The sequence below is a fragment of the Pseudomonas syringae group sp. 26L6 genome, assembly GCF_032587815.1.
GTDB lineage: Bacteria > Pseudomonadota > Gammaproteobacteria > Pseudomonadales > Pseudomonadaceae > Aquipseudomonas > Aquipseudomonas amygdali.
Genome location: NZ_JAWHPJ010000038.1, coordinates 25,527 through 37,521, shown reverse-complemented (window position 1 = coordinate 37,521; position 11,995 = coordinate 25,527). Strand labels below are relative to the sequence as shown.

General features: G+C 58.1%; 12 protein-coding genes. 6 read left to right on the top strand and 6 right to left on the bottom strand.

Annotated elements, in window-relative coordinates; genetic code table 11:
- Positions 1 to 103: 103 nt before the first annotated feature.
- Positions 104 to 328: a DUF6555 family protein gene (locus tag RYA97_RS17465; RefSeq protein WP_004658504.1), complete on the top strand. Its 225-nt coding sequence runs from the start codon at positions 104 to 106 to the stop codon at positions 326 to 328.
- 22 nt (positions 329 to 350) lie between these two features.
- Here the strand turns inward: RYA97_RS17465 and RYA97_RS17460 are convergent, their stop codons facing one another.
- Positions 351 to 1,769 carry an MFS transporter gene (locus tag RYA97_RS17460; RefSeq protein WP_316892776.1) on the bottom strand — a complete coding sequence of 473 codons (1,419 nt, stop codon included), beginning with the start codon at positions 1,767 to 1,769 and terminating at the stop codon, positions 351 to 353.
- A 316-nt stretch (positions 1,770 to 2,085) separates the two neighbouring features.
- Here RYA97_RS17460 and RYA97_RS17455 point away from each other — a divergent pair, with 316 nt between their 5' ends.
- Positions 2,086 to 3,393, top strand: a complete 1,308-nt coding sequence (locus RYA97_RS17455; protein WP_161938286.1) for an Nramp family divalent metal transporter — start codon at positions 2,086 to 2,088, stop codon at positions 3,391 to 3,393.
- A gap of 61 nt (positions 3,394 to 3,454) precedes the next feature.
- Positions 3,455 to 4,906 (top strand): MFS transporter, encoded by a 1,452-nt coding sequence (locus RYA97_RS17450; protein WP_016980410.1) that lies wholly within the window; start codon positions 3,455 to 3,457, stop codon positions 4,904 to 4,906.
- Between the two features lie 8 nt (positions 4,907 to 4,914).
- Here RYA97_RS17450 and RYA97_RS17445 read toward each other — a convergent pair whose 3' ends face one another.
- From RYA97_RS17445 to RYA97_RS17425, 5 genes are all read right to left on the bottom strand, one after another.
- Complete coding sequence (locus RYA97_RS17445; RefSeq protein WP_002553811.1) at positions 4,915 to 5,112, bottom strand: hypothetical protein; 198 nt, start codon at positions 5,110 to 5,112, stop codon at positions 4,915 to 4,917.
- 158 nt (positions 5,113 to 5,270) lie between these two features.
- Positions 5,271 to 5,474, bottom strand: a complete 204-nt coding sequence (locus RYA97_RS17440; RefSeq protein WP_002553810.1) for a hypothetical protein — start codon at positions 5,472 to 5,474, stop codon at positions 5,271 to 5,273.
- 63 nt (positions 5,475 to 5,537) lie between these two features.
- On the bottom strand, positions 5,538 to 6,026 hold the full coding sequence (locus RYA97_RS17435; RefSeq protein ID WP_005733540.1) for a DUF3828 domain-containing protein: 489 nt from the start codon (positions 6,024 to 6,026) through the stop codon (positions 5,538 to 5,540).
- Positions 6,027 to 6,264: 238 nt separating this feature from the next.
- Positions 6,265 to 6,570, bottom strand: a complete 306-nt coding sequence (locus RYA97_RS17430; protein WP_005744196.1) for an RcnB family protein — start codon at positions 6,568 to 6,570, stop codon at positions 6,265 to 6,267.
- 97 nt (positions 6,571 to 6,667) lie between these two features.
- The gene (locus RYA97_RS17425; protein ID WP_005744194.1) at positions 6,668 to 7,525 is read right to left on the bottom strand and encodes an SDR family oxidoreductase; all 858 of its coding nucleotides are present in this window, start codon (positions 7,523 to 7,525) and stop codon (positions 6,668 to 6,670) included.
- Positions 7,526 to 7,613: 88 nt separating this feature from the next.
- On the opposite strand from RYA97_RS17425, the gene RYA97_RS17420 reads away from it, so the two are divergent.
- The 3 genes from RYA97_RS17420 to poxB all read left to right on the top strand — a co-directional run bounded on the left by RYA97_RS17420 (position 7,614) and on the right by poxB (position 11,940).
- Positions 7,614 to 8,042: a winged helix-turn-helix transcriptional regulator gene (locus tag RYA97_RS17420; protein WP_005744192.1), complete on the top strand. Its 429-nt coding sequence runs from the start codon at positions 7,614 to 7,616 to the stop codon at positions 8,040 to 8,042.
- A gap of 138 nt (positions 8,043 to 8,180) precedes the next feature.
- Positions 8,181 to 10,070 (top strand): penicillin-binding protein 2, encoded by a 1,890-nt coding sequence (gene mrdA, locus RYA97_RS17415; protein ID WP_002553803.1) that lies wholly within the window; start codon positions 8,181 to 8,183, stop codon positions 10,068 to 10,070.
- Between the two features lie 151 nt (positions 10,071 to 10,221).
- Positions 10,222 to 11,940, top strand: a complete 1,719-nt coding sequence (poxB, locus tag RYA97_RS17410; RefSeq protein ID WP_316892774.1) for a ubiquinone-dependent pyruvate dehydrogenase — start codon at positions 10,222 to 10,224, stop codon at positions 11,938 to 11,940.
- Positions 11,941 to 11,995 lie beyond the last annotated feature (55 nt).

Sequence of the window (11,995 nt, the reverse complement as noted above, 5' to 3'; positions counted from 1 at the left end):
GGATGTTCGTTGGTCGCCGATATTGAAAAAAGAATGAATTTCTTTGCAGTGAATGCAGTCACCTATACTTCAAGCCACTGCTGAAAAAAGGATCAGGCTTTCAATGGCACTTCCAAAGCATTACCGCATTGATTATCTGCTGAACGGTTCGTTCAAGAGTTTTTATATACGCACCGAGAATATGGACAACGCTGAAGCCTGGCACTGTGCAAGTGTCGACGCGGGTCTTGCGCGCATACCGAAATACCGTTTGGAGAAAGTCGCCAAAGTGTCCAAACCTTATGCGGAACACTTTGGTGTCACCAATGTGGAGTGGGCTCAGGCCTGAACCCACTCCTCGGTCAGTTCACTCAACGGTGGGCTATCTGCTCCAGCGCCAGATGGCGTGTACGTGGTCCGAACCGGCCAATGGTAATGATCACGATCAGCATGCTGCCAACGATGAACGCCAGTACGCCCGGTGTGCCGAAGTGGTCGAGGAAAATCCCGATCAGCAGGCTGCTGAACACCGTTGACAGGCGGCTGAACGAGTAGCAAAAGCCCACGGCACGTGCGCGGATGTTGGTCGGAAACAACTCGCCCTGATACGAGTGATAACTGAAGCTCAGCCATGCGTTGCAGAATGTGATCATGATCCCGCAGAAAATAAGGCCTGCCGCGCTGGTCTGGAAGGCAAACAGGCTGCCGAAGATCATCGCTCCCAACGCTGAGCCGACGATTTGCCATTTGTTCTCGAAGCGGTTGGCAAATTTCACGAACAGCAGCGGGCCGAGCGGGTAGGCCAGCGTGATCACGAACGCATACCCCAGGCTGTGTGTGACACTCAGGCCCTGGCCAGAAAGCAGGGCGGGCAGCCAGTTACCGAAGCCGAAGAAGCCAATGGCTTGGAAGACGTGAAATACGATCAGCATCAGTGCACGACGACGGTATGGCGGTTGCCACATATCAGCGAAGCGGCCGTTGCCTGACAGCGCGACTTTCTCCGGTTCAGGTTCATCCAGCGGCTTGCCCTGGTCTTTGATACAACGTGCTTCAATTCCGTCCATGATCAGTTCGGCTTCGTCGAAACGCCCCTGCTGCGCCAGCCAGCGAGGTGATTCTGGGAGTGCTGAACGCAGCCACCAGACAAACAGCGCAAATACCGCGCTGCCAATCACCACCCAGCGCCATCCGGAAAAGCCGAAGGGTGCCTGCGGCACCAGCCACCATGACATTAGCGCCACGCTGGGGACTGACAGGAACTGGATGAAAAATGCGAAGGCGAACGCCGAACTGCGTATGCGTTTGGGTACCAGTTCCGACAGGTAAGTGTCGATGGTCACCAGCTCGACGCCCAGGCCGATACCCACTACAAAGCGCATGCCTATCACGCCCAGAGCGGAGGTCTGCAGACCCATGATCACCGTGGCAATGGTGTACCAGATCAGCGCGAAGGTAAAAATTGCGCGGCGACCGTAACGGTCGGTAATCGGGCTAACCAGACTGGCACCGAAAAACAGACCCAGAAAGGTCGCCGAGGCAAAGGCTGCCTGATCGGAAAAGCCGAACAGGCCCTGGTTTCCCGTGGCAAAGATTCCGTCGCGAATCAGGCCGGGGCTGATATAGGCCGTCTGAAAGAGGTCGTAAAGCTCGAAAAAACCGGCGATAGACAGCAGGGCGACCAGTTTCCAGATAGTGGCAACCGCAGGCAGTCGATCAATTCGCGCCGAGATATACGCTGCCCGCAGCTGTTCGCCCTTGGGTGCACCTGTGCGAGGTGATGAGTTCATCGATGGCCATCCTGAGTTCTTGTAGATGCCTGAATGGTACTCTTTACAATTTGTAATGAATGGTCTTTTAATGCGGTTAATGGCCCCTAAAAGATTAATAATTGTTTAGTTGGTGCGGTTTTTGAGTGTTTATACCGGTTAGCTCAGGCTGTACGCCGTTGAAATAGCTTGAGATTAGCAATGCAGTGCCAGCCTCAAAGACCAGCAAGCGTCAAAACAGCAGGCATGAAGCCGCCAATGATGTATCAACATGTGTCGCAAAACCTTAGGATGAGGGTCTTGATTTTCTGCCTGTCGGGTTCCCGTGACGTACAAACTGCCCACCACTGCAACAGCCCCTTTCTGCCCATCGGCGACCACCGACAGCGTGACCATCCCGCCGAACGCATCCTTGCTACGCAAGATGATGCTGTTCGTGGGGCCAGGCCTGCTGGTTTCCATCGGTTACATGGACCCCGGCAACTGGGCGACGGCTATCGAGGCCGGTTCACGCTTTGGTTATTCATTGTTGTTTGTGGTGGTGCTCGCCAGTCTGTCGGGAATGGTCTTGCAAAACCTTTGTTCCCGACTTGGCATCGCCACCGGGCGTGATCTGGCGCAGCTGTCTGCTGCCCGCTACAGCCGTAATGTCGCCAAAGGCCAGTGGCTGCTGGCAGAGCTGTCGATCATCGCCACCGATCTGGCAGAGGTGCTGGGGGCGGCGTTGGCGTTTCATCTGTTGCTGGGCGTATCGATAACCACCGGTGTAGCGCTGACCGCTTTCGATACCCTGATCGTGCTGGCCTTGCAGGGCGCCAATTTCCGGCGTCTGGAAGCTATCGTGCTGGGGTTGATTGCAACCATTGCCAGTTGTTTTGCCATCGAGCTGTTTCTGATCAAGCCATTCTGGCCGGATGTGGTGGCGGGCCTGAAACCGAGCTGGGATGTACTGAGCAGCCAGGAGCCGCTGTATATCGCCATCGGTATTCTGGGTGCCACGGTCATGCCGCATAACCTTTATCTGCATTCGTCGGTGGTGCAGACCCGGGTCAATGGTGCTGACCTGGCCAGCAAGGCCACTGCCATTCGCTACGCCCGGCTGGACACTATCGGTTCGCTGAGCCTTGCGCTGCTTATCAATGCGGCGATTCTGATCCTCGCGGCTGCGGCGTTTCACAAGACCGGGCATACCGAAGTGGTCGAGATTCAGGACGCTTATCACCTGCTTGATCCATTGGTCGGCGGTGCCATTGCCAGCGTGCTGTTCGGCGTCGCCTTGCTGGCGGCAGGGCAAAGTTCGACGTTCACGGGAACCATCGCCGGGCAGGTGGTGCTCGAAGGCTTTCTGCAGGCCAAAATTCCTTGCTGGCAGCGGCGCTTGATTACTCGCGCACTGGCACTGATTCCGGCGCTGATCGGCGTGATCTGGCTGGGTGACAGTTCGGTCGGCAAGATGCTGGTGCTCAGCCAGGTGGTGCTGAGCCTGCAACTGCCGTTTGCACTCTGGCCGCTGATTCGCTTTACCAGTGATCCGCAGTTGATGGGGCCGTTCGTCAACAGTCGGTTGGTCAAGATTGCCGCCTGGGGTCTGTTCGGTCTGATCTCGGCGGCCAATCTGACGCTGCTGTGGTTCTGGGTGAGCTGAACTTGATCGCCGTAAGTCACTCTCAAACCTGACACCAATGTTCGCTGTCAGGGAGCCGGAAATGACCACAACCGATGAAAAGGGTGCAGTGTTCGAAACCGATTTGCCGGCCCGTCTGGACCGCTTGCCCTGGGGGCGGTTTCACACCTTACTGGTTGTGGCGCTGGGTATCACCTGGTTGCTCGATGGCCTGGAAGTGACCCTTGCAGGCTCGGTGGCTGGCGCCCTGAAAGCCAGTCCGGCGCTCAACCTGACCAACAGTGACGTGGGCCTGGCGGGTGCCGCGTATATCGCCGGTGCCGTACTCGGCGCATTATTTTTTGGCTGGCTGGCGGACCGTCTCGGGCGTCGCAAACTGTTCTTCATCACCTTGCTGCTGTACGTCGGTGCCACGGCCGCCACGGCGTTTTCATTCAGTGTCTGGAGCTTTATGCTGTTCCGTTTTCTGACCGGCATGGGTATCGGTGGCGAGTACACCGCAATCAATTCGACGATCCAGGAATTTACCCCGGCGCGTTACCGGGGCTGGGTCGACCTGACCATCAATGGCACGTTCTGGCTGGGTGCTGCGCTGGGCGCGATTGGCTCGATTGTGTTGCTCGATCCGCAATGGGTAGGTGCCGAACTGGGCTGGCGCCTGTGTTTCGGGATCGGTGCGGTATTGGGCCTGCTGGTGCTGCTGATGCGTCTGTGGCTGCCGGAGAGCCCACGCTGGCTGTTGATTCACGGCCAGGCCGCGCAGGCGAAAAAGATCGTTGAACAGATAGAGGCCGATTTGCAGCGCCAGGGCCATGTGCTGCCTCCCGTGCAGGGCAAACCCTTGCGCCTGCACGTGCGCGACCACACGCCGCTGGGGGAGGTTGCCAGAACCTTGCTGGTGACGTTTCGCCAGCGATCGCTGGTTGGCCTGACGCTGCTGACGGCGCAGGCTTTTTTCTACAATGCGATTTTCTTCACTTATGCGTTGGTATTGACCGACTTCTATGGCGTGCCGTCCGAGCGCGTCGGTTGGTATGTGTTGCCGCTGGCGCTGGGTAATTTCTGCGGTCCGCTGCTGCTGGGCAGGTTGTTTGACGTGGTGGGGCGGCGTGTCATGATCAGCCTGACCTATGGTGTGTCAGGCGTGCTGTTGGCGATCAGTGGCTATATGTTCGAGCAAGGTCTGCTGGACGTAACCCAGCAGGCCATTGCCTGGATGGTGATTTTCTTCTTTGCTTCGGCAGCGGCCAGCTCGGCCTACCTGACAGTGGCCGAAACCTTTCCGCTGGAAATCCGCGCATTGGCGATTGCAGTGTTCTACGCCTTCGGTACGGGGCTGGGCGGGATGATAGGCCCTACGTTGTTTGGTGAGTTGATAGAAACCGGCGAACGCAGCAATGTGCTGATCGGCTATCTGATCGGGGCAGGGTTGATGGTGTTCGCGGCGCTGGTGCAGTCGATATGGGGCGCGGCTGCCGAGCGCAAGTCTCTGGAGGAAGTAGCGAGGCCGCTGTCGCAGGCCGGGGAAAGGTAAATGATCAGTTACCGGAACACGCCACGAAGTCCATCGACTGACGCACGCAAGCCGACGATCCGCTCGCTGACTTCCTGCGCTTCATGCGGGCGAGAAGTACGCTCCAGGTACAAGAGATGTCCGGCAAGATTGGCCGAGACGCGTTCAAGGTCGTCGGCGGTGCGCCTGACGTAGGCCTGGATGTCTTTCAGTTGTTCGACTTGCACGGATGGTTCCCCTATAGGTCGCATCCGAGCGCACTAAATGACTAAATGAATGGGGGCTGTGTGAACCCCCTCAATCGAATTATCGACCGCTACAGTAGCTTTCTTTAGCGTGGCAGGTAAATAAACAGGTAATAAATTTTTGCCCGCTGCCGCCCAGCCTAATCGTCTTCCTGATCGTCATGTTCCGAGTAGGAATCCAGCAACTCGGCCAATGCCAGGGTACGGTCCAGCCCGCTGCGGCTGGACATGATTTCGGCCACTGCCTGCGTGGCGGCAATTCTGGCAGCTTCGCGTTCGGCATCGGTGTTATTGGGCGTGGCGGCCTGCGCAGCCTCAATAATCGATTGCTCAAAGGTATTCATGGTGCTCGCTCGTGAAATTCAAGTGCCTGTGATACCGAGAATGACGGATTGTTTCAAGGCCGATCAATCACCTTCGTAAGGAAATTCCTCCAAGGTCTGCATCAGTGCGACACCCTGCGGCCCTTGAAGATTGTCCAGCACCCAGCAACTGCTGGCATTTTTAGTCAACAACAGACGAGTGGTCTGGCTGGTGACCGGCTGCTGCGGGGCGTCTTTGTAGCCCAGGTTGTAGGTCATCTCGACCACCGCCTGCTTGTCGGAATTGGACACCAGCTTCCAGTCGATGGGCTTCTGCACATCGCCATCCTGCGCGTCGGTCCAGGGGTTGGCGCTGACTGCGCACTGATCACCGTTCTGACAGGCCCAGTCTTTTTTCAGCAAGCCCAGCAAAGGCTTGGACAGGTAATCAGCCGAGCCTTTGCCACTGAGGTAGAAGTCCTGATGCTTTTCGTAGACCCAGCGCGCTGTATCGACCGGGGTCGCGGCGGGGCAGGCGGCCTGGGCCGTTGATGAAAGCAGGCAGGCGAAGGCAATGGCGACGGTTCTGGACATGGAGCAGGCTCGCAGAGAAGGTGGCAGTGATGTTACAGGCTGGCAACACTGCATTTGTAAGGCATGCGGACAAAAAAGCAATGGTTTTGGTTGGTGGAGGGGCTGTTTGCGACGAGCTATGCCCGCAGTGCAGCGTGCCAATGCGTGGCATTGGCACCAGGCTCAGTTGCAATGAGCCTATATATGAAACACTAGCGCCAGGCTTGTGCTCCATAGCGCTGTGCATACTTGTTGAACCTTACTTCTTCACCGGCACGATATCCATGATGTTGCCGTTGACCTTCTGAAAGCGGACGTATTTGTCATTGATCTTCACCCATTCGCTTTCCTTGGCTGGTGCTTCAAGGCCTTTGCTTTTCCAGTCTTTTACTTCCAGATCGCTGCGGCGATATTTTTCCGGCACGCGGGAACCGATTTCCAGTTCGTGCATATTGTCCTTGGATTCGGTGACTTTCGGGTCCGCCGTCTCTGCGTGAGCGGGCAGGGTGACGGCGGAGAAGCAGCCGAGCAAGGTCATGCAGGCGATCAACGATTTGCTATTCATGTAAAGACTCCCAGTCTTTGGTATCAGGCGATGGCTTAATGCCTCGTAACAACTGGGACCCTCACGTTTGCAAATCATTCGATCGGGTTTGCCGCGCTTAGCCTTGCAGGGTCTGGGCGATGGTTGCAGAGAGCCTGGTGGTCGGACGGCCGATCAGTGCGCTCAACTGGTGACTGTCATCGAACAGCGCGCCTTTGGCTGCGGCCGCGTCGGAATCAGCCAGCAACTGCGCAACGAAGTCTGGCAAGCCTGCCTGGATCAGCGCGGCTTTGAATTCGGCTTGCGGCAGGTTGACGTAAGGCAGAGTCTTGCCGGCCTGCTTTGAAAGCTCGGCAGCGAACTCAGCAAGTGTGTAGGAATCGTCACCAGCCAGCTCGTACACGCGACCGCTCTGATCCTCGCTGGAGGTCAGCAGCACCGCCGCAGCTTCAGCGTAATCGAGGCGCGACGCCGAACTGATGCGGCCCTCGTCGGCACAGCCCATGACCGCGCCATGGCCCAGCGCGCCGGGAATGCCTGCTGTGTAGTTTTCGGTGTACCAGCCATTGCGCAGCAGGACATAAGGCAGCCCGCTGGCGCGCAGGTAGTCTTCGGTTTCGCGGTGCTCTCTGGCCAGGCCCAGTGCCGAGGCGTCTGCATGCAGAACACTGGTGTAAGCCAGCAGTTTGACCCCGACGCGTTTCGCCGCATCAACCACGGCCTTGTGCTGCGGCAGGCGCTGGCCCACTTCGCTGGAAGAAATCAGCAGCACTTTGTCGGCACCGGCAAACGCGCTGTCCAGCGTCGACGGCTGCGAATAGTCGGCGTGACGAACTTGAATGCCCTTTGCCGATAGGTCATTGGCCTTTTCCGGGCTGCGGACTGCGGCAATGATCTGCCCGGCAGGTACACGAGTGAGCAGCTGTTCAATGACGATACGGCCAAGCTGGCCAGTGGCACCGGTGACAACGATCATGGAAGGATTCCTTGAATCAGGTTGAAAGGAAGCGCCAGCATAGTCATGATGCTTACCTTTCGTAAGTACGTACAAAAAGGTAAGTGCTATGAGTGAATCTGCCTCGCATCCACAGTCTGAAACGGTCGAGTCCATGCTGGCCTTCGTTCGTCAGGGGCAGGTACTGGCCACTGACTGCCCTTCACGGATTGTGCTCAACCATGTTTGCAGCCGTTGGGGCGTGCTGGTGCTGGTGGTTTTGCGCGGCGGCATGCATCGTTTCAGCGAGGTGCGGCGCAAAATTGGCGGGGTCAGCGAGAAAATGCTCGCGCAAACCCTGCAGCACCTGGAGCAGGACGGCTTCGTCAGCCGCAAGTCACTGCCGGTAGTGCCGCCGCATGTTCAATACCGGCTGACCCCGATGGGCGAAGAAGTCGCCTTGCAGGTTGAAACACTCGCCACCTGGATCGAGACCAATCTGCCGCGCATTATGCAGGCCCGTGAAGTGTCGAATACGCTGCAGATCACGCCCGAATGAGTCTTTTCTGACAGATTTTTCATCCTGCGATTGTCGGCTTGATCGCCTGCAATCAGCCGCTTCTTGGTATGGTGCGCGCCGAAATCTTTATATACACGTTTAGTTGCGCCGTTTGCCCTTCACCGAGAAGCTGTAGAAATGCCCAATCCAATTCCCCTGAAAGACCACGAAAAAGAGACGCGGCTGGTCAATCAGCGCCTGATTGCCTGCGCGGTGCTGGTCGGCCTGCTGGCTGCCTGTCTGGTCGCGCGCATGTATTTCCTGCAAGTCACCGAGTTCGACTATCACTCGACCATTTCCGAAAACAACCGTGTTCACGTGCTGCCGATCCCGCCCGAGCGCGGTTTGATCTTTGACCGCAATGGCGAAGTGCTCGCTGACAATCGCCCCAGTTTCAACCTGACCCTGACCCGTGAACGCGCCGGTGACTGGCACAAGGTGATCGATGAACTGATGACCCTGCTGGAGTTGCCCGACGAAGACCGGATTCTGTTCGACAAGGAACTGAAACAGGTTCGTCACCCGTTCGAGCCCGCAACACTGCTTTATGAGCTGACCGAGGAGCAGATCGCCATACTGGCGGTCAATCAGTACCTGCTACCGGGCGTGGATGTGGCAGCGCAGTTCGTTCGTCACTACCCGTTGGGCGCACACTTTGCTCATTCGATTGGCTATGTCGGGCGTATCAACGAAAAAGAAGCGTCGCATCTCGACAACGAATATCGCGGCACTCAATCCATCGGCAAGACCGGTATCGAGCGCTTCTACGAATCCGAGCTGCACGGCCACGTAGGCTACGAAGAGGTCGAAACCAACGCCCAGGGCCGCGTGCTGCGGGTGCTGAAACATACTGACCCGGTGCCGGGCAAGAACATCACCCTAACGCTGGACGCGCATTTGCAGGCCGCAGCGGAAAACGCTCTGGGTGATCGACGTGGTTCGGTGGTTGCGCTGGACCCGGAAACCGGCGAAGTGCTGGCGATGGTCAGCAAACCAAGCTTCGACCCCAACCTGTTCGTCACCGGCATCAGCTTCAAGCAGTACGCTGCGCTGCGCGATTCCATTGACCGGCCGCTGTTCAACCGGGTGCTGCGTGGCCTTTACGCACCGGGCTCGACGGTCAAGCCGGAGGTGGCGATTGCCGGTCTCGACAGCGGTGTGGTCACAGCCTCGACCAAGGTCTTCGACCCCGGTTATTTCCAGCTGCCGGACTTCGACCACAAATACCGTAACTGGAACCACAGCGGCGATGGCTGGGTGGACATGGACACGGCGATCATGCGTTCCAATGACACCTATTTCTACACGGTGGCGCACAAGCTCGGCATCGACCGTCTGCACGATTACATGACCATGTTCGGTATCGGCCAGAAGGTGTCGCTGGACATGTTCGAGGAGTCTGCAGGACTTATGCCGTCCCGCGAATGGAAGCGGGCCACGCGTCGTCAGGCATGGTTCCCCGGCGAAACGGTGATTCTCGGTATCGGTCAGGGCTATATGCAGGTCACACCGTTGCAACTGGCCCAGGCCACGTCACTGATTGCCAGCAAAGGCGTCTGGCATCGGCCGCACCTGGCGATGGAAGTAGGTCATGACGTGCCGCTTGATGAGCACCCGATGCCAAACATCGTGCTGCGCGATCCCAATGAATGGAATCAGGTTAACACCGGCATGCAGATGGTCATGCACGACCCGCGCGGCATTGCGCGCGATGCCGCCAAGGGCGCGCAGTACCGCATCGCCGGCAAAAGCGGTACGGCGCAGGTGGTGGCGATCAAGCAGGGTGAGCGTTACAACCGTCTGAAGACGCTGGAGCGTAACCGTGACAACGCCTTGTTCGTCGGCTTCGCACCGGCCGACCACCCGAAGATCGTGGTATCTGTGACCATCGAGAACGGCGAGGCGGGCGGTCGAGTCGCGGGCCCTGTGGTCCGGGAAATTCTCGATGCCTGGCTGCTCGACAGCGAGGGCAAGCTCAAACCGCAATACGCAGTCCCTGCCAAGGCGCCGGGTAACCCGCACGCCTGAATTGTTTGCCAATGCAAACTGTCTGACCGAGCCCTGAACAGGGCTCAGGTTTTCTGAACTGTCGAGAATTCATCGGGTCGACCACAACAGGCGTAGCAGAGCGCTGCGCGCGTTTTACCGAATTCATTATTGCCTCGACAAGGAACCCCTAATGTCCAAGACCATCGCCGACCATCTTGCGCAAACCCTCGCAGCGGCAGGTGTTTCCCACATCTGGGGGGTGTCCGGTGACAGCCTCAACGGCCTGACCGACAGCCTGGAACGCACCGATTCGATTCGCTGGATGCACACCCGTCATGAAGAAGTCGCAGCCTTCGCCGCCGGTGCCCAAGCGGCATCCAGCGGCAAGCTGGCGGTCTGTGCAGGCAGCTGCGGACCGGGCAACCTGCACCTGATCAATGGCCTGTACGACTGCCATCGCAACCGCGTGCCGGTGCTGGCAATTGCTGCGCACATTCCTTCCTCGGAAATCGGCCTGGATTACTTTCAGGAAACCCACCCGCAGGAGCTGTTCAAGGAGTGCAGCCACTTCGTCGAACTGGTCAGCAACCCCGAGCAATTCCCCCGTGTGCTGGAACGTGCCATGCGCGCGGCGATCAGCCAGAAAGGTGTTGCCGTTATCGTCTTGCCCGGCGATGTAGCGCTCAGCGAATCCCCTGATGTAGCTGCGAAATGGATTGAGCCCACGCCGCCAGCTGTCGTCCCGGCAGACAACGACTTGCAGTCGATGGCCGACATGCTCAACGACTCGAAAGCCGTGACCTTGCTGTGCGGTGCAGGCTGTGCAGGTGCTCACGAGCAGATTCTTGCACTGGCCGACACGCTGGGCGCCCCCATTGTTCATGCCTTGCGTGGCAAGCAGCACGTTGAATACGACAACCCGTTCGACGTCGGCATGACCGGCCTGATCGGCTTCAGCTCCGGCTACCACGCCATGCTGTCCTGCGATACGTTGGTGATTCTCGGCAGCAGCTTCCCCTATCGGAATTTCTATCCCGAAAAAGCCGACATCATCCAGATTGACCTCGATCCGACCCAGCTAGGGCGTCGCACGCCGGTGGCGCTGGGTCTGGTGGGCGGGGTGCGGGAAACCCTGGAGGCGCTTCAGCCAAAGCTCAGGCCGCACACCGATCGCCGTTTCCTCGACAAGGCCCTGAAGCACTACGCCAAGGCCCGTGAAGAACTGGACGAGCTGGCCACGCCTACGCCAGACGGTACACCTATTCACCCGCAATACCTCACCCGTCTGGTCGATGAACAGGCCGACGCCGATGCAATCTTTACCGTCGATGTCGGCACGCCAACGCTGTGGGCCGCACGCTACCTGCACATGAACGGCAAGCGCAGTCTGCTCGGCTCGTTCAACCACGGCTCGATGGCCAACGCTTTGCCACAAGCTCTGGGGGCCAAGGCCGAACATCCGGATCGTCAGGTCGTAGCCTTGTGTGGCGACGGTGGTCTGTCCATGTTGTTGGGAGATCTGCTGAGCATCCGCCAACTGAACCTGCCGATCAAAATGGTGGTGTTCAATAACAGCTCGCTGGGCTTTGTCGACATGGAAATGAAAGCCAGTGGCTACGTGCCGCACGGCACCGACCTGCATGAAACCAACTTCGCCGGCATCGCCTTGGGCGCAGGCATTCTCGGCCTGCGTGTCGAGAATGCCGAAGAGCTACCTGCAGCGTTGCGCAAGGCGTTCGATCATCCCGGTCCGGTGCTGATCGACGTGGTCACTGCCAAGCAGGAGCTGGGCATCCCGCCGAAAATCAAGCTGGCCCAGGCCAAGGGCTTCAGCCTGTACATGATGCGCGCGATCATGAGCGGGCGGGGCAGTGAGGTGCTGGAGCTGGCGAAAACCAACCTGCGTTAATCAATTATAAAAACGTATGGGTTTAATAGAAAAAAGTTGCAACTTCTCTCTATCG